Source organism: Streptomyces sp. NPDC051576, assembly GCF_040681835.1.
GTDB lineage: Bacteria > Actinomycetota > Actinomycetes > Streptomycetales > Streptomycetaceae > Streptomyces.
This window is the reverse complement of sequence record NZ_JBFAZO010000005.1, coordinates 642,866-660,996: the sequence shown is the minus strand read 5'-3', so window position 1 is coordinate 660,996 and position 18,131 is coordinate 642,866. Positions and strand designations below refer to the sequence as shown.

Genomic DNA, 18,131 nt, shown 5'->3' with positions numbered 1-18,131 from the left:
ACAATGGACCCGTGAACGAGCCGACACCCGTGAACGAGCCGACACCCGTGAACGAGCCGACACCCGTGGACGAGCCGATACCCGTGACCCGGGACGTAGATCACGGGACCGCCAAACTCATGCCCGACGTGGACCGGGCGCGGGCCTGGCTGCTGACCGTCGACGGGGCGCCGCAGTCGTACGTGGACCTGGACGAGCCGACGCATCTGGAGTTCGAGTACGCGCGGCGGCTCGGGCATGTGCTGGACACCCTCGCGGAACCGGGGCGCCCGCTGGACGTGCTGCACCTGGGCGGCGGAGCACTCACGCTGCCCCGCTATCTGACGGCGACCCGGCCCGGTTCGCGGCAGGACGTCGTCGAGGCCGACCGGGGCCTGCTGGATCTGGTCACCGAGCATCTGCCACTGCCCGACGGCGCCGGTGTCACCGTCCACGGCGCCGACGCCCGCGCCTGGCTGGAAGCGGCGCCGGACAGTTCGGCGGACGTGATCGTCGCCGATGTCTTCGGTGGCTCGCGGGTCCCGGCGCACCTGACCTCCGTGACGTACGCCGGTGAGGCCGAGCGTGTGCTGCGCGCCGACGGCGTCTACCTCGCCAATCTCGCGGACGCAGCGCCCTTCGCGTTCCTGCGGGCCCAACTCGCCACCTTTGGCACGGTGTTCGAGGAGCTGGCGCTCATCGCGGAGCCGGGTGTGCTGCGCGGACGCCGCTTCGGCAACGCGATGCTCGTCGCCGCACACCACCCGGTCGACACCGCCGCCCTGACCCGCCTCGTCGCATCGGACGCCTTCCCGGCACGACTCGAACACGGCCTCGCGCTACGGCAGTTCATCGGCGACGCGCGACCTGTCCGCGACGAGGATGCGGTGCCGTCACCTGAGCCTCCGGACGGTGCGTTCGGGATCGGTTGAGTCGATTCGCGGTGCGGGGTGCTTGAACGGGCGCTCGTGCCTGGGGAGTTGAACGGCTGTGTGTGGCCTGTTCACCCTGGCTCCGCTACGGGGTTCGTTCGGGATCGGTTGGGCCGATTCGCAGCGCGGGGCGCTTGAACGGGGGCTCGCGCCTGGGAAGTTCGTGGGCGGGCGTGCCCTGTTCATCCTGGCTCTCCTGCGGGCGTTCGGGGTTGAGTCGACTCGTGGTGCGGGGTGTTTGAACGGGCGCTCGTGCCGGGGGAGTTCGTGGGCGGGCGTGCCCTGTTCTCCCTGGCTCTCCTATGGGGCGTTCGGGATCGGCCGAGCCACTCGCGGTTCGAGGTGTTTGAACGGGCGCTCGCGCTGGAGAGTTCGTCGGCCGCGTGTGCCCCCTTCGCTCCGGCTCTCCTGCGGTGCCTTCGGGAAGGCGGAGCCCATTCGCGGCCCGGGACGCTTGAACAGGCGCTCCCACCTGGGCAGTTCATCGGCGGCGCGGGGCCCCTTCACCCCGGCTCCCTTACGGGACGTTCAGCATCAGCCGAGTCATTCGCCGCCTCCGGCATCACCCCCGTGCGCCGCCTCAGGTTCCGCACCTCAGGTACGCACAGCACCGCCGCCGTGACCAGGGTGACCAGGGCCGCGCAGCCCCACAGGGCCGCCGTGCGGCCGAAGGCGGACTCGGTGGGGCCGGCCGCCGCTGCGGCGACGGGCATCAGGGCGATCGAGCCGAACCAATCGTAGGCGGAGATGCGGGAGAGTTTGTCCTCGGGGATCTCCTGGTGGAGCGCGGTCATCCAGCTCACCCCGAAGACCTCCACCGTGGCGCCCGCGACGAACATCACCACGAAGAGGACGCCGATCGGTACGGGTATCGCGAGCGCTGCGGACGGGAGGGCCAGGGGGAAGACGCCGAGGGTGCCCGCGAGGAGCAGGCGGCGGGGTTTCCAGCGGGTCATCAGGAGGGCGCCGGCCACCGTGCCCGCGCCGAACGCGGCCAGGGCCAGGCCCCAGGGACCCGCGCCGCCGAGGCTGTCCCGGGCCACGAGCGGGCCGTAGACCGCGTCCGCCGCGCCGACGACCGCGTTGGCGATGGAGAAGGCGACGACGATCGACCACAGCCAGGGGCGGCCGATGAACTCCCGCCAGCCGTCCCGGAGATCGGCGACCATCCCGCCGCCCGGCGCGCGCGGCGGGATGTGGCTGACGTCGAGGAAGGAGCGCAGTGCCCCGGCGACCGCGAACGCCGCCGCGTCGACCGCGAGCACCCAGCCGGGGCCGACCGCCGCGACCAGCGCACCGCCGAGGGCCGCGCCGCCCAGGGACGCCCCCTGCATCGCCATCCGGAACACGGCGAACGCCCGGCCCGCCTGCTCCCCGCGCACCGTGGACATCAGCATGCCCTCGGCCGCCGGGCCGAAGAACGCCTGCCCGGTGCCGCCGAGCGCGGTCAGCAGCATCATCTGCCACAGCCTGGGTTCGCCGGTGAGGACGAGCACCGCGAAGGTCGCCTGCGACACACAGCTCAGGGCGTTGGCCGCGACCATCACACGGTGGCGCGGCACCCGGTCCGAGATCGCACCGCCGATCAGCAGGAACAGCACCAGCGGCAGCGTGCGCGAGGCGGCCACCAGCCCCACGTCACCGCTGTCGCCGCCCGCCTCCAGCACCGCGAACGCGCCGGCGATCAGCGCGCCGTTCCCGCCGAGGCCGGTCGCCACCGCGGCGGCGGTCAGCAGGGTGTAGTTGCGGCCCGCCCAGTCGGGTCGGCGTGAGCTGCGGGGTATGGCGGTGACGTTCACCGGCCGACTATCCCCGCCCGGGCCGGACCCCGCCAAACAGTTTGCCGCCAGAATCCGGCCAAACGGTCACGTCGTCAGCTCGTGCTGCCCGTCGGGTCGCCGTGCAGCCGCACGGTGTTGAGGATCTTCTGCACCGTCGCGTCGGGGATCTCCTCGCTGACGCCCTTCGCGCCGTAGAGGGTCCAGGAGACGAAATCGCCCGCCGAGTTCTTGAAGGCGAACGTGGTCGCCTTGCCGTCGGTGGAGCACTTGCCGGACTTCGGCACGCCGGTCGTGTAGGAGCTGGCGACGCTGCCCGTGATGCCCGACTTCGTCGTGTACGGCTTCGCCGCGCCGATCTTCAGGTACTTCTTGGACGAGTCCTTCTGGTCCGTGTACCCGCCGAACGCGAACGCCGCCGCGTCACCGCGGGCCGTGCTCGCGGTGTCCTTCGCGCCGTCCTCGCCCTTGGTGCCGCTGGACGCCAGCGAGGAGGTCTCCTCGGTGCCGTCCTTGTTGTCGTCGGACGTGCACCAGTCCTGCTTCAGATAGGCGGGTGCCGAGAAGCCGATGTACGGGGAGCCGTCGCCCTTCTGCTCGTCCTCGAAGAAGGTGAAGGTGCCCGGCTTGCCGACCTCCCAGTCGGCGGGGACGTCGAAGGCGGTGCCGTACTTCTGGTTGACGACGACCTTCCAGCCCGCGATCGTCGGCGTCTCGGTCTCGTCGCCGCGCGGGTTGTCGTCCGAACCCGAGGAGGAGGCACTCGGGTCGGCGGACGCCGACGGCGACTGGCTCGACTTGTCCTTGCCGCCGTCCGCCGTGTCGTCCTTGTTGCCGCCCAGGACCAGGAATCCGGTCACACCGGCGGCCACGACGACGGCCGTGGCGGCGATGATCGCGACCAGCTTGGTCCGGTTTCCGCCACCCCCGCCCTGCGGCGGCTGGGGTCCGCCCGCGGGGCCCGGAGCGCCCCACTGCGGTTGCTGCCCATAGGGGTTGGGCTGCTGAAAGCCGGGCTGCTGATACGGATTCGGCTGCTGGTACCCCGGCTGCTGGTACGGGTTGTTCTGCGGGTTCTGCTCGCCCCCGGGCGGCTGCTGTCCTGGCCACATGGGCAGTAACCCTAGTGCGGCGCGGGACACGGTTGGGTCACCGCCCCTTGTCAGGGTCGTACCAACTCTGTGGCCGACCCGGTGAGCGGAAGGTGTGTGCGGCCGCACACATCTGGCCAGACTTGGCTACCCGTGGGTAACATTCCGCTCATGAGCGCAGACCAGATGTCCATAGGCGAGTTGCTCGCCGCCACGGTGCCGATGGTTCGGACCCTGAACCTGGAGTACCTGGAGACCAGTCCGGAGCGGGCCGTGGTGGCCCTGCCGGACCAGGACGAGTACCGCAACCACGTCGGTGGGCCGCATGCCGGCGCCATGTTCACCCTCGGCGAGTCCGCCAGCGGCGCGGTCGTCCTCGCCGCCTTCGGCGACCAGCTCGCGCGGGCCGTGCCGCTCCCGGTCAACGCCGAGATCGCGTTCAGGAAGATCGCCCTCGGCCCGGTCCGGGCCACCGCGACCCTCGGCCGCCCCGCCGCCGATGTCGTCGCCGAACTCGACGCGGGCGAGCGCCCCGAGTTCCCGGTCGCCGTCGCCATCCAGCGCGCGGACGGCGCCGTCACGGGCGAGATGACGGTCACCTGGACGCTGAGGCCGAACGGCTGAGCTTCGAAGCCTCGATGCGGGGGCCCGGTCGGCGCGTACGGCGCGACCGGGCCCCGTGCGTGGGGAGTTCAGGCCGCGATCCGTCCGCGCTCGCTCGCGCCGCTCTCCAGTCCCGCCACGAACTCCTTGAGCCACGCGGTGAATTCGGGCCCGAGGTCGGGGCGGTCGCAGGCCAGGCGGACCACCGTGCGCAGATAGTCGGCCTTGTCGCCGGTGTCGTAGCGCAGGCCGTCGAAGACGACCCCGTGCACCGTGCCGTCGGCGGCCAACTCCTGGAGGGCGTCGGTCAGTTGGATCTCGCCGCCGCGGCCGGGCGGGGTGCGCTCCAGGGTGGGGAAGATCGCGGGGTCCAGGACATAGCGGCCGATGACGGCGTAGCGGCTCGGCGCGTCCTCGCGGGACGGCTTCTCGACCAGGCCGGTGACCCGTACGACACCGTCCTCGGCGGTCGGCTCGACGGCCGCGCAGCCGTACAGGTGGACCTGTTCCGCGGGTACTTCCATGAGGGCGACCACGCTGCCGGCGTACCGCTCGCGGACCTCCAGCATCCGGCTGAGCAGGGTCTCGCGGGGGTCGATCAGGTCGTCGCCGAGGAGGACGGCGAAGGGCTGGTCGCCGACGTGGTGGCGGGCGCACAGCACCGCGTGGCCGAGGCCGAGCGGGTCGCCCTGGCGGATGTGGTGGATGTCGGCGAGGCGCGCGGGGTCGCGTACGGCGTCCAGGCGCACGGTGTCGCCCTTGGCCGCGAGGGCCTGTTCCAGTTCGAAGGCGTGGTCGAAGTGGTCCTCGATGGCCCGCTTGTGCCGGCCGGTGACCATCAGGATGTCGTCGAGCCCGGCCGCCGCGGCCTCCTCGACGACGTACTGGATCGCGGGCTTGTCGACGACCGGGAGCATCTCCTTCGGTGTCGCCTTCGTCGCGGGCAGGAACCGCGTGCCGAGTCCGGCGGCGGGCACGACCGCCTTGCGGACCGTGGGGGCGGGAGCGGGTGCGGGGGTGGCTGAAGAGTGGGGGGCGGTCATGCGGATCATGGTGTCGCACGGTGATTTGAGCACCCCGGGAGAAACTTCGGAGTTCCCTGTGCGCCTCCCTTAGTTCGTGGGGGAGTTGGAGATTTCGTGGAGACCCCTGTGGATACCGCCGGTAACCAATCTGAATTCGAAGCTTTTTGAACATCGGTCATCCGAACTCCTTGTTTCCTGTCAACAGCTTGTGCGAGTGTGAGCCACCTCATGAGGCCGGCTGTGAGAAGGCAATGGTCAGAGATGATTCTGACGCTTCTGACGCCTCATAGGTACGCACCAATCAAGTACCTGCTTTCCGATGGACGGGCATTCCGTGCGCCGTCGTGCGGCTTGGAAGGAAATGGTTCCGTGCAATCCCCGTACCCCCCACGCCCACCGTTCCCGCCTCGCCCCGGATCCAGCCCGGGGGAGTCGGACCGCAATCTGGTGGCTCAACTGGACGACAAGGCGGCGGGCTCCCGCGCCGTCGCCCTGCTCCTCGCGCGCCACTGGCAGTCGACAAGTGAATATGCGGTCATCTGCCTTGCCTCCGCCGAGAGTTCGGCGTCCATGGTGGCGACCGCCGCCTTCCATCAGGTGCTGGGGGGCAGGGCGACAGGCGGTGCGCTGCGGCCCCAACTCCTCGTGGCGGTGCGGGAGATGGTGAAGAAGTGGGCCGCCGAGGAGCGAATTTCCGCGCTGCTGCCGGAACTTCGTAAACCCACCGGCGGTCGAGGACTGCGCGCGGCGAGGCCCGGGACCTCCGAAAGGCGGAAGCTCGCCGAGCGCGCTTTCGGGGCCCTGTCCGGCGCCTCCCAATGCCTGCTGTGGCACATCGAGGTCGAGGCCGAACCCATATCCGTACCAGCCGGTCTGCTGGGCGTGGAAGAAGCCACCGCGAGCGCCGCGCTGGAGCAGGCACGTGAACAATTCAGGGCGGGCTGCGTGCGCGCCCACCGGGAACTCGCGCCGACCCCGGAATGCCGTCACTACAACCGGCTCCTCGATGTCCCCATCCGCCGCGGCGGGAGTCTGTTGCCCGATGTGCAACGGCATCTCATGACATGCCGCTACTGCCGATTCGCGGCGGAACAACTGAGTCATTTCGACGGCGGCCTCGAAGTGCTGCTCGCCGAAACCGTCCTCGGCTGGGGAGCCCGCCGCTATCTCGACTCACGGCCCGGCCGCGCGCTGCCCGGGACCTCCGCCCGCCGCGCCCGTCGCCCGATGGGCCGCCACCGCCCCACGCCGGACGGGCCCCTCGCCTTTCCGCGCAGGCACCCCAAGGCCGCGCTCGTGGGCGTCGGTCTGACCTCCCTCGCCCTGCTCGCGACCGTGCTCGCCACCAAGGGCTGGACCGAGGGCGGCGGGACACCCGATCCGCAGGCCACCTGGGGCGCGCCCAGCAGCAGTTCGACCCGCCCGAGCCCCGTCGCCGCACCCTCGTCCGACGGCTCCGCCTCGACCGCCGGCGCCGTCGCGGGAGTCGTCCAGCAGGGTGTCCTGCGCAGCCTCGCCTCCGGCCTGTGCCTCGACATTCCGGGCGGGCGTCTCCAGGCCGGTGCCGCCGTCGCCCTGGCGGGCTGCTCGTCCGCCGGGTCCCAGCAGTGGTCGTACGACCAGGACGGCCTGCTGCGCAGCCTCGCCGACCCCGGACTCTGCCTCGACTCCGACACCACCGCGGGCACGGTCACCCTGGCCGGCTGTCTGGTGCACGCGGGCGAGGTGCACTACGACCTGACGGTCCGCGGCGAACTCCTCCTCCGCTGGAGCCAGGGCCTGACCGTCACGCCGGTGAACGGAAAGGCCGGGGCGCGGATCGTGGTGAAGGACCGGGACGGGTCCGCCGGGCAGCGGTGGGCGCTGGAGGCCACCACCGACGGACGGGCGGAGCAGAGTACGCCGGCCGGAAAGGGGGAGGCCGGGGGAGGGAACGGCGTACCGGGAAGCGGCAGACCGACGGAGTCCGCGCCGCCCGAGGGCGCGCCCGGGAGTGACGTGGCGCCGCCGCCTTCCGCGGACCCTCCGCAGCAGAGCGAGGAGCCGCAGTACACGCCGCGCGCCGCCCAGGTCGCCTGCTGCGGCGATCCCGCGCCCGAACCCGAGCCTGCCGCCCCGGTCGCCGAGGCCGCCGACGCAGTCCAGCCGGTGGTGACGGCCGTGACGGCTGTGGTGAACACCGTCACCGGTCTCGTCCCGGCCCTGCGCTGAACCGCTGGGGCCACCCCGCCGGGTGGCCCCACTTCGCTCACCCTTCGGTTCTTGTCGACTCGCTGCCGATTTCTGTTCGGATCGTTGACACGAGTCAGTGACGGTCATAGTTTTCCCGCCGCGCCAGTGGTGCCTGAGGGGACGTCACATCGGAGTGGACGCGTGGTGCGTTCAGTTACCGAACGCGGACCGGGGCACCGAGGCGCACCTGCGGTCCACGACGTCGTGCCCGCACACCGAAGGAGTGACGGCTCATGACCGACACCGTGTCCCGGCGATCCGCCCTGCGTCTGCTGGGCGGCGCCATCGCGGTCGCCACCGCGGCCACCGCCCAGTTCGCCGCCCCGTCGCACGCGTTCGCCCAGGCAAGACCCGACGCGGGGGCCGGCCCCCGCGTCGAAGAACTCCTGGCCAGGCTCACCCTCGACGAGAAGATCTCCCTCCTGCACGGCGCCACCGACCCGGACTCGCTCGGCCAGGCCGGATACATCCCCGGCGTCCCCCGCCTGAAGATCCCGCCGCTCAGACTCACCGACGGACCCGCCGGCGTCCGCGTCACCGCCCACGCCACCGCCCTCCCGGCACCCGTCCTGCTCGCCTCCGCCTTCGACCCCGAACTCGCCCGCCGCTACGGCCGGGTGGTCGGCCGCGAGGGCCGCGCGCTGGGCCAGGACGTCCTGCTGTCCCCGATGGTCAACCTCATCCGCACCCCGTACGCGGGCCGCAACTTCGAGACCCTCAGCGAGGACCCGCTGCTCGCCGGCGACCTGGTCGCCGCCGAGATCGAGGGCATCCAGGGCGAGGGACTCATCGCGACCGTCAAGCACTTCGCGATGAACAACCAGGAGAAGGACCGCGACTCCATCGACGTGCGGGTCGACGAACAGACCATGCACGAGATCGAGTTGCGCGGATTCGAAGCGGCGATCGACGCCGGCGCCGGCGCGGTGATGGGTGCGTACAACAAGGTCAACGGCACCTTCGCCTGCGAGAACAAGACCCTCCTCACCGACGTCCTGCGCGGCCAATGGGGCTTCGAGGGGTGGGTGATGACCGACTGGTTCGCTGCCCACAGCACGGTCGCCGCGATCACGGCCGGGCTCGACATGGAGATGCCGGACGGGACCTACTTCGGTGCGCCGCTCAAGACCGCCGTGCAGAACGGCAGCGTGCCCGAGCGGTACGTCGACCGCGCGGTGCGCCGGATCCTCGGTGTCATGGACCGGTTCGGACTCCTCGACGGCAGCGTGCCGCCGCGTCCCGCCCGCGACGCGAAGGCCGGTGCCGCCGTCGCCCTGGAGGTTGCCAAGGCGGGCGCGACCCTGCTCCGCAACGAACACCGCACCCTCCCGCTGACCGGCGGCTCCGTCGCGGTGATCGGCCCCACCGGCACCCTGCCCTTCGTCAGCGGCGGCGGCAGCGCCCATGTCGTGCCGGACCACGCGGACAGCCCACTCGACGCGATCAGGGCGCGGGCCGGCTCCGGTGCCCAAGTGACGTACACCCTCGGCGAGGACCTCTTCGGCAAGGCGATCCCCGCGTCCGCGCTCACCCCCGCCTTCGACAGCGAGGGGCAACGGGTGGAGGCCGGGAAGACCTGGGAGTACGACGGCTCGCTCGCCGTCGCCGAGAACGACGAGTGGACCTTCGTGCTCCACTTCGACTCCGCCGCAACCGCCCGCCCCACGGTCCTCCTCGACGGCACCGAACTCTTCCCGCTCGCCGCCGGATACGGCGAGTACTTCTCGGGCGGCCTGGTCTCGGTCGACCCCGACGGCCTCTCCGTCCGCCGCAAGACGCTCACCCTCGCCAAGGGCGCCCACACCCTGAAGATCAACGCGGCGGGCGGCGACGCCGGACTGCTGTTCCGGCTGCGGCGCATCACCGGCGCGACCCGCGCGCAGGACGTCGCCGACGCCGTCACCACGGCCCGCGCCGCACGCAGTGTCGTCCTGTTCGCCTACGAGGACGCCACCGAGGGCCTCGACCGCACCACCCTCGGACTCCCGGGAAACCAGGCCGAGTTGATCGACTCGGTCACGGCGGCGAACCCGCGCACCACCGTCGTCCTCAACACCTCGTCCTCGACGTCGATGCCGTGGCTGGCCGGCGCAGGTGCCGTGCTCCAGATGTACTACCCGGGCCAGGAGGGCGCCGCCGCCACGGCCGCCGTGCTGTTCGGCGACTGCGACCCCGGCGGTCGGCTCACCCAGTCCTTCCCGGTCGACGACGAGCACCACCCGGTCGCCGGGGACCCGCTCCGCTACCCCGGAGTGAACGGCACCGAGGAGTACTCGGAGGGCATCCACGTCGGCTACCGCTGGTACGACGCGGAGGGCGTGCGCCCGCTCTACCCCTTCGGTCACGGCCTGTCGTACACCTCCTTCTCCTACGAGGACGCGTCCGCGCGGTGGAACGGCCACGGCCTGGACGTGACCTTCACGGTCCGCAACACCGGGCGACGGGATGGTGTGGCCGTGCCGCAGGTGTACGTCGGGCGCTCACCGGACCTGCAACTCGACCAGGCGGTACGGGTGTTGGGCGGATACCGGCGCCTCGCGCTGCGGGCCGGGGAGCGGCGGCGGGTCACCGTGCGGGTCGCCGCCCGCACACTGTCGTCGTGGGACGTGCGGCGGCACGCGTGGGTGCTCGGGACCGGGCGGCGGTCGGTCTGGGTCGGGGCGTCCTCGGGCGATCTGCGGCTGCGGACGAGTGCCGACGTGAAGAGGTGACAGGGCGCCCCTCACCGACCTCCCAATTACCCGTCTGCCCTTGCCGGTCGGCGAGGTAAGGTAACCCTAAGTTCATCTGGGAGGCGGCGATGGGGTGCGCTCGGCATTCCCTTGCCCCGGCACTCCCACTCTGGGGCAATGGAGGCTCATATGGCAGACGACGCAAGCGCCCCGGCGCCCGAGCTGACCCTCGCCCGGGTGCGGCTCGGCGCCGGTGGGCCGCTCGTCCGGCTTCGGGTGGCGAACGGCGTGATCACCCACGTCGTTCCGGATACGGAGGCGGGGGCCGGTGGTGAGCAGGTCCTCGATCTCGACGGGCGGGTGCTGTTGCCCGGCCTGTGGGACGCCCACGTCCACCTCGCGGAATGGGCGAGCGCCCGGCACCGCCTGGACCTGGCCGGAACCACCTCCGCGCGGGCCGTGGCCGACCTCGTCCGGGACCGCGCCGGGGCACCCGGCGACGGAACGGTGCTCTACGGCTACGGGTTCCGCGACGGCCTGTGGCCCGACGCCCCGCACAAGGAACTGCTGGACGCCGTGTCGCCGGATCGACCCATCGCCCTGGTCAGCGCCGATCTGCATGCCGCGTGGTTCAACTCCGCCTGCCTGGCGCTCGTCGGCAAGGGCGACCACCCCACCGGCTTGATCAGGGAGCACGAGGCCCACGAAGTCCTCTCCGCCCTCCCCGCCACCCCGACCGAGGTGCTCGACGGCTGGATCGAGGACGCCTGCCGGGCCGCCGCCGCGCGCGGGGTCACCGGTGTCATCGACTTCCAGTTCGGCGACACGGTCGGCGACTGGGAACGCCGCTCGGCCCAATTCCGGCCCGCCGTAAGGGTGTCGGCGGCGGTCTATCCGAGCCACTTGGATACGGCGGTCAAGCGCGGGCTGCGTACCGGCGACGAGGTCGGCGCGCGCGGGGCCCTGGTCCGGGTTGGCCCGTTGAAGCTCTTCACGGACGGATCCCTCAACACCCGGACCGCCCTGTGCCACGACCCCTACCCGGGACTTGAGCACACGGACGGCGCCCACGGCATCGAGCAGACGTCCCCCGACGAGCTGGTGCGGCTCATGCGGCACGCCGCCGCGCACGGTATCGAACCCGCCGTGCACGCCATCGGTGACCACGCCAACACCGTCGCCCTGGACGCCTTCGAGGCGGTGCGCTGTCGCGGCCGGATCGAGCACGCGCAGTTGCTGAGTCCCCAAGACCTGCCGAGATTCGCCCAGTTGGGAGTGGTGGCGGGAGTGCAGCCGCGGCATGCGACGGACGACCGCGATGTGGCGGACCGGCACTGGGCCGGACGTACCGACCGCGCTTTCGCCTACGCCGACCTGCTCGCCGCCGGGGCCCGCCTGGAGTTCGGCTCGGACGCCCCGGTCTCGCCGCTCGACCCCTGGCTCGCCGTCGCGGCCGCCGTCAGCCGCACCGACGACGAACGCCCCGCCTGGCATCCGGAGCAACGCCTCGCCGTCCCGGACGCGTTGGTCGCGGCGGCACGCGGACGCCGACTCGTCAGGGTCGGGGACCCGGCCGACCTGGTGGTCGTGGACGTCGACCCCCTGGACGCCGATGCGGACACCCTGCGGACGATGCCCGTGCACGCCACGATGACGAACGGCCGCTGGACGCATGGGCCTTACTGAGCCGGTTCCGTATCTCATGCCGGGCCCCGCCGCGCTGCCCCCGGACCGTACGGGCTGGTCCATCGACCCCTGCCGCGCGGCGCTGGTGGTCCTGAACGTCCAGAACCACTTCCTGCACGTCCTCCGGGAGTCCTCCGCGCCGGTCGGTGAACTCCTGGCGGGAGTGGGCCGGTTGGCGGAGTCGGCGCGCGCGGCGGACATCCCCGTCCTGTACACCCTCAAGACCGCCGAGCGGGAACCGGACGGACGCGAGACCAGCTTCGGACACCCGCGCCTCCCCGGCGGCGAGGACTCCCGTGACATCGTCGACGCGATCCGCCCCCAGGTCGGCGACAGCGTCCTGGTCGCGAAGCGCTTCAGCGCCTTCGCCGGAACCCGACTCCGCCGCCGCCTCGCGGAGTTGGGACGCGATCAGCCCGTGATCGTAGGCGTCTTCGCCCGCACCCAGGTCCTCCTGACCGCGGCCGACGCCTGGATGCAGGACATGGAGCCCTTCGTCGTCGCGGACGCGGTGGCAGACCGGGCGCACGAGGATCACCTCATGGCCGTGGACTGGATCGCGGCGACGTGCGGGGCGGTGCGGACGGCGCGGGGGGTGGTGGATGTGTTCGGGGAGCGGGTGTCGCAACGCCGGTGATCCGACGAGGAGTTGGACGCCATCGCTCTCACCGCGCAGAACAGCCCCCGAGCCCGGAAGGGACCGTACCCTCCGGGCCCGGGGAGACAAGGGCGCCGGCGATGTCAGCCGGCGGTGACCCTCCCCGCCTGTACCGAGCGGTGGATCTCCTCCGCGCGCACCGCCACGGTCGACAGCAGGGTGCTGGTCAGGCCGTGGGTGTGTTCCGTGCCGCCCTGGAGGTAGAGGCCGGCGGTGACCTCCGGGGCCGTTTCGACGCGGTGGTCGCGGCCCACGCGGATCTCGTCGCCGTCGTCCCTGAGGCAGAGTTTGGCCGCCTCTCCGAGCAGCGAACTCAGGTCCCTGGGGCGGTAACCGGTGGCGAGGACCAGTACGTCGGCGGACAGCACCTGCTTCTCTCCGGTGGGCAGGAACTCCACGGCCACGTCGAGGCCGCCGTCCGCGCCCGGGTCGACGGCACGGACCCGCGAGACGTTCAGGAAGCGCAGCCGCTCCCGTCCGGCCACCTTCTCGCGGTACGCGGTGGCGTACAGGGCCTCGATCAACTCCATGTCGACCACGGAGTAGTTGGTGGACCGGTGGTAGTCGAGGAGGGACTGCTTCACCTCGGAGGGGGCCGAGAAGTAGACGTCGACCGCCTCCGGATCGAAGATGCGGTTCGCGAACGGGCTGTCGTCGGCCGGGGTGTAGCCGTATTTGGCGAACACCGAGCACACCTCGGCGTCCGGGAAGGTGCGGTGCAGATAGTCCACCGCTTCCGCCGCGCTCTGGCCGGCGCCGAGCACGACGGCCCGCCGTACGGGCGTGCCCGTGTCCGCCAGCCCGGCCGCGCGGGGTATCAACTCGCTGTTGTGCCAGACCCGTTCGGCCAGTTCGAGCCCCGGCGGCACATGCGGCTCCAGACCCATCGCGACGCTGATGTTGCGGGCCCGCCGGGTCACCAGCTCACCCGAACCCGCGGGGCCCCGGCTGGTGACGTCGAAGAAGGCGATCTGGCCGTCGTCGCCGCGCACCGGGTCGACGGCGATGACCTCACTGCCGTAGGAGACCAGGTGGGAGACCCGCTCGGCGGCCCACTCGAAGTACTCGTGGAACTCCACGCGCAGCGGGAACAGGGTCTTCTGGTTCAGGAAGTCGATCAGTCTGCCCTGCTCGCGCAGGAAGCAGAGGAAGCTGTAGTCGCTGGTCGGATTCCGCAGTGTGACCAGGTCTTTGAGGAACGACACCTGCATCGTGGCGTCGTCGATCAGCATGCCCCGGTGCCAGCCGAAGCGCGGCTGGCGTTCAAGGAACAGTGCGTTGAGACGACGGTCTGCCGGAAGGCCCCTGTTGTGCTCCTCAACCGCTATGGACAGTGCGAGATTTGACGGACCGAAACCGATTCCGAGTATGTCGTGGACGACTTCGGAATCCATGAGCGGTGACTTCACCGTGGCATCGCCTCCCTCAGGCAGCCCAATGCTAGATAAGGTAAGGCTTACCTTGCAATGAGTCGTTGAAGGGAAGGACCGTCATGCGGGTCGTCATGCTCGGCTACCAGACCTGGGGTCACCGCACGCTTCAGGCGCTGCTGGACTCCGACCACGAGGTGGTTCTCGTCGTCACCCATCCGAAGAGCGAACACGCCTACGAGAAGATCTGGGACGACAACGTCGCCGAACTCGCCGAGAAGAACGACGTCCCCGTCCTGCTGCGCAACCGCCCCGACGACGCCGAACTCCTCGACGCCGTAAGGGAAGCGCGCCCGGACATCATCGTCGCCAACAACTGGCGGACCTGGCTGCCGCCGGAGCTGTTCGACCTCCCCCCGCACGGCACGCTCAATGTGCACGACTCGCTGCTGCCGTCGTACGCCGGGTTCTCCCCTATCATCTGGGCGCTCCTGAACGACGAGCCGCGTGTCGGTGTCACCGCGCACCGGATGAACGGCGAACTCGACGCCGGCGACGTCCTGATCCAGCGCTCGGTACCGGTCGGACCGACCGACACGGCGACCGACCTGTTCCACCGGACCGTCGACCTCATCGCGCCGATCGTGCGCGAGTCGCTCGACCTGATCGCCAGTGGTCGCGACGTCGGACAGTGGGTGCCACAGGACCGCGCCCGCGCCAGCTTCTTCCACAAGCGATCGGCCGAGGACAGCCGGATCGACTGGAGTTGGCCCGCGGAACGTCTGGAGCGGCTTGTGCGCGCCCAGTCGGACCCGTACCCGAACGCGTACGCCTTCCACCGCGGTGAGCGGCTCAGGATCGTCTCCGCGGCCGTCTCCGAGGGGCGCTACGGCGGCACCCCGGGCCGGATCTTCATCCGCGAGGGCGACGGCGTGGTCGTCGTGGCCGGCCCCGAGGCCCATACCGGGCGCGGCCGGGGGCTGTTGGTGCGCAGGGTGCGCACGGACGACGGCACCGAGTACGCGGCCGGCGACTACTTCCGCACGATGGGCGGCTACTTGACGTCCCGGCCCTGAGGGACACCGTGGCCCCCGCCGTTCGTCGGCGGGGGCCTTTCAGCGGGCGGTGACGGTGTCCCCGGACTTCTCGGACCGGGTGTCACCGTCGTGGTGGTGCCGCCCCAGCGGGATCACCAACGGTGTGCCGCTGACCGGGTCGGGCGTGATCCGGCAGCGCAGGTCGAAGACGTCCTCGACGGTCTCCTCGGTCACCACGTCGGCGGGCGCACCCTCGGCGACGATACGGCCGGCCTTCATGGCGATGACGTGATCGGCGTACCGGCAGGCCTGGTTGAGGTCGTGCAGCACCATGACCACCGTGCGGCCCTCGCGCCGGTTGAGGTCCGTGATCAGGTCGAGTACGTCGATCTGGTGGGCGAGGTCGAGATAGGTCGTCGGCTCGTCGAGCAGCAGGACGGGGGTGCCCTGGGCGACCGCCATGGCGATCCAGGCGCGCTGCCGCTGGCCGCCGGAGAGCTCGTCGACCGCGCGCTCGGCGAGATCGGTGAGGCTGGTCGCCTCCAGGGCCGCGTGCACGGCCTCCTCGTCGGCCGCGGACCACTGCCGCCACCAGGTCTGGTGCGGGGAACGGCCCCGGCCCACCAGGTCGAGGACGGTCAGCCCCTCCGGTGCCACCGGCGTCTGCGGCAAGATGCCGAGTTTGCGGGCGAGTTCACGGGTCGGCACGGAGCGGAGTGCTACGCCGTCCAGCTCCACCACGCCCTGGCGCGGGGCCAGTAGCCGGGCGAGGGCCCGCAACAGGGTTGATTTCCCGCAGGCGTTGGCTCCGACGATGGCCGTGATCCGGCCGGTCGGCACGGTCAGGTCGAGGTTCTCGACCACGGGCCGTCCGTCGTAGGCGAGATGAAGATCACGTGCGCACAACTCGGGCCCAGTGGCGGGTGATTCGGACGTCCGCGGGGCGCGCGGGTCAGGGGTCGACATGCGATCAGCCTCCAGAGCCCGCGCGGTTGACGCGGATGAGCAGCCACAGCAGGACCGGCGCGCCCAGGGCGCCGGTGACGATACCGACCGGCAGTTCCGTCCCGGGGATCGCCTCGCGGGCGAGGAGATCGGACCCGAGGACGACGAACGCGCCGGTGAGACCGGAGACGAGCGGGGGCGGCGAGGCGGTGCCCGCCAGCCGCTGGGCGATCTGCGGACAGGCCAGGGCCACGAACGCCACCGGACCGGCCGCCGCCGTACCGAACGCGACCAGGCCCACCCCGGCCAACAGCAGTGCCAGCCGGACGAGTTGGACGGGTGTGCCGAGCCCGGCGGCCACGTCGTCGCCGAGCATCAGGGTGCGCATCCAGCGGCCCATGCCCAGCGTGACCGGCAGGAGTACGGCCAGGGCGATGGCCAGCGAGTCCACCTGGCCCCAGGTCCGGCCGTTGAGGTTGCCGACCAGCCAGCCGAGGGCCGCCTCCGCCTCGAAGCGATTGCCGCGCGCCACAAGGAAGTTGGTGGCACTGGAGCAGATCCAGGACACCCCGATGCCGACGAGGATGATCCGGTACCCGGTGGCGCCGCCCTTCCACGCCAGCGCGTACACGAGCAGCGCGGTCACCAGCGCGCCGAGCAACCCCAGTGTGGACAGCCCGAGTCCGCCGGTCCAGCCCAGAACCACCGCCGCCACCACGGCCGTTCCGGCACCTTCGGTGAGCCCGATCATGTCGGGGCTGGCCAGCGGATTGCGGGTCATCGTCTGGAACACCGCCCCGGAGACCCCGAACGCGATCCCGACCAGCAGCCCGACCAGGGCGCGCGGCAGCCGCAGGTCCTGCACGACGATGACCGTGCCCGCGTCGCCCGAACCCCACAGCGCCCTGATGACGTCGGTGAACGCCACGGGATAGTCGCCGATGGTCAGGCCCCAGCAGAACAGCAGGAAGGCGCCGACGGTGACGCCAACTCCGGTGAGCAGCAGGCGCGGACGCAGTATGCCGGACACCGGGGGGACGGTCAGCCGGAACGGCCGGTCGCCGAGAGCGGCACGCGGGGGAGCGACTGTGGGTGAGGGCACGCTCATACCTCCGCGAGCTTCCGGCGGCGGACCAGGACGATGAAGAACGGGCCGCCGAGGAAGGCGACGAGGACACCGGCCTGGATCTCGGTCGGGCGGTCCACCATCCGGCCCAGGATGTCGGCGGACAGCAGCAGCACGGGCGCGAGCGCGGCGGACAGCGGCAGCAGCCACCGGTGGTCGGGGCCGATCCCGGCGTATTGCGCGAGGACCCGGGCGATGTGCGGGACGACCAGACCGAGGAAGACCACGGGACCGATGACGGCGACGGACGCGCCGGTCAGCAGCACGACCGCGGTGACCCCCTGGAGCCGTACCAGACCCAGCCGCCGCCCCAGGGACGCGGCCACGTCGTCGCCGAGGGCCATGCTGTTGAGGGCGGGCGCGCAGGACAGGGCCAGTACGGCACCGACGGCGAGGAAGGGCAGGATGCGCACCAGATCGCCGGAGTCCTGGTCGGCGAGGGTGCCGGCCGACCAGAAGCGGTAGCGGTCCAGCGCGTCCTGGTCGGTGAGCACGATGGCGCTGGTGAACGACTGGAGCAGCGAGGTGACGGCGACCCCGGCGAGCGCCAGCTTGACCGGGGTGGCCCCGGGCCGGCCCAGCCGCCCCAGGAAGAAGACCACGACACTCGCGATCAGCGCCCCGCCGAACGCGAACCACACATAGCCGTACAGCGAGGTGGCGCCGAGCACCCCGACCGCCAGGACGATCGCGAAGGACGCCCCCGCGCTCACCCCGAGGATGCCCGGGTCGGCGAGCGGATTACGGGTCAGGGCCTGCATCAGCGCACCGGACAGACCGAGCGCGGCGCCCGTCGTCAGTCCGAGCAGGGTGCGGGGCACGCGCACCGACCAGACGATGTTGTCGACGAGCCGGCTGGGCGGATGGCCGAGGACCGAGCGCACGACCTGGTCGAGCGGGACGCTGAGCGCGCCCAGCGCGACGGACAGCAGGGAGAGCAGGACGAGGAGGGCGACGACCAGGGTCACCAGCATCGTGGTGCGAAGCCTTCTGCCTG

14 protein-coding genes are annotated in these 18,131 nt (G+C 71.4%); 7 read left to right on the top strand and 7 right to left on the bottom strand.

All coding sequences use genetic code 11. From position 1 onward, the window contains the following. The first annotated feature begins 65 nt into the window (after positions 1-65). A complete protein-coding gene (locus AB0M63_RS20195) occupies positions 66-911 on the top strand; it encodes a fused MFS/spermidine synthase (protein WP_355904478.1) in 846 nt (281 codons plus the stop codon). A 503-nt stretch (positions 912-1,414) separates the two neighbouring features. Here the strand turns inward: AB0M63_RS20195 and AB0M63_RS20190 are convergent. Together AB0M63_RS20190 and AB0M63_RS20185 are read right to left on the bottom strand one after the other, a co-directional pair. Next, entirely contained in the window at positions 1,415-2,710 is a 1,296-nt protein-coding gene (locus AB0M63_RS20190; protein WP_355904091.1) for an MFS transporter, read from the bottom strand. Positions 2,711-2,784: 74 nt separating this feature from the next. Then, positions 2,785-3,801 carry a hypothetical protein gene (locus AB0M63_RS20185; protein WP_355904094.1) on the bottom strand — a complete coding sequence of 339 codons (1,017 nt, stop codon included), beginning with the start codon at positions 3,799-3,801 and terminating at the stop codon, positions 2,785-2,787. Positions 3,802-3,966: 165 nt separating this feature from the next. On the opposite strand from AB0M63_RS20185, the gene AB0M63_RS20180 reads away from it, so the two are divergent. Continuing rightward, a complete protein-coding gene (locus tag AB0M63_RS20180; RefSeq protein ID WP_355904481.1) occupies positions 3,967-4,404 on the top strand; it encodes a DUF4442 domain-containing protein in 438 nt (145 codons plus the stop codon). Positions 4,405-4,472: 68 nt separating this feature from the next. Here AB0M63_RS20180 and galU read toward each other — a convergent pair whose 3' ends face one another. Continuing rightward, positions 4,473-5,426 (bottom strand): UTP--glucose-1-phosphate uridylyltransferase GalU, encoded by a 954-nt coding sequence (galU, locus tag AB0M63_RS20175; RefSeq protein WP_366020303.1) that lies wholly within the window; start codon positions 5,424-5,426, stop codon positions 4,473-4,475. 429 nt (positions 5,427-5,855) lie between these two features. Here galU and AB0M63_RS20170 point away from each other — a divergent pair, with 429 nt between their 5' ends. From AB0M63_RS20170 to AB0M63_RS20155, 4 genes are all read left to right on the top strand, one after another. Continuing rightward, positions 5,856-7,619, top strand: a complete 1,764-nt coding sequence (locus AB0M63_RS20170; protein WP_366020302.1) for an RICIN domain-containing protein — start codon at positions 5,856-5,858, stop codon at positions 7,617-7,619. A gap of 254 nt (positions 7,620-7,873) precedes the next feature. After that, a complete protein-coding gene (locus tag AB0M63_RS20165; RefSeq protein WP_366020301.1) occupies positions 7,874-10,351 on the top strand; it encodes a glycoside hydrolase family 3 N-terminal domain-containing protein in 2,478 nt (825 codons plus the stop codon). A gap of 150 nt (positions 10,352-10,501) precedes the next feature. After that, complete coding sequence (locus AB0M63_RS20160) at positions 10,502-11,998, top strand: amidohydrolase (RefSeq protein WP_366020299.1); 1,497 nt, start codon at positions 10,502-10,504, stop codon at positions 11,996-11,998. Next, entirely contained in the window at positions 11,985-12,635 is a 651-nt protein-coding gene (locus AB0M63_RS20155; protein ID WP_355904109.1) for an isochorismatase family protein, read from the top strand. Before AB0M63_RS20160 ends, AB0M63_RS20155 begins: the two co-directional genes overlap by 14 nt. A gap of 104 nt (positions 12,636-12,739) precedes the next feature. On the opposite strand, the gene AB0M63_RS20150 is transcribed toward AB0M63_RS20155, so the two are convergent. Then, a complete protein-coding gene (locus tag AB0M63_RS20150) occupies positions 12,740-14,065 on the bottom strand; it encodes a lysine N(6)-hydroxylase/L-ornithine N(5)-oxygenase family protein (protein ID WP_366020297.1) in 1,326 nt (441 codons plus the stop codon). Between the two features lie 83 nt (positions 14,066-14,148). Between AB0M63_RS20150 and AB0M63_RS20145 the strand changes: the two genes are divergently transcribed. Further along, positions 14,149-15,102, top strand: coding sequence for a methionyl-tRNA formyltransferase (locus tag AB0M63_RS20145; protein WP_355904115.1), 954 nt, complete (start codon positions 14,149-14,151; stop codon positions 15,100-15,102). A 39-nt stretch (positions 15,103-15,141) separates the two neighbouring features. Here the strand turns inward: AB0M63_RS20145 and AB0M63_RS20140 are convergent, their stop codons facing one another. The 3 genes from AB0M63_RS20140 to AB0M63_RS20130 are packed head-to-tail and all read right to left on the bottom strand — an operon-like array spanning position 15,142 to position 18,108. After that, positions 15,142-16,029, bottom strand: a complete 888-nt coding sequence (locus AB0M63_RS20140; RefSeq protein WP_366020295.1) for an ABC transporter ATP-binding protein — start codon at positions 16,027-16,029, stop codon at positions 15,142-15,144. Positions 16,030-16,033: 4 nt separating this feature from the next. Continuing rightward, entirely contained in the window at positions 16,034-17,116 is a 1,083-nt protein-coding gene (locus AB0M63_RS20135; protein ID WP_355904121.1) for an iron chelate uptake ABC transporter family permease subunit, read from the bottom strand. Further along, positions 17,113-18,108 (bottom strand): iron ABC transporter permease, encoded by a 996-nt coding sequence (locus AB0M63_RS20130; RefSeq protein ID WP_366020397.1) that lies wholly within the window; start codon positions 18,106-18,108, stop codon positions 17,113-17,115. Before AB0M63_RS20130 ends, AB0M63_RS20135 begins: the two co-directional genes overlap by 4 nt. Between the last annotated feature and the right edge of the window lie 23 nt (positions 18,109-18,131).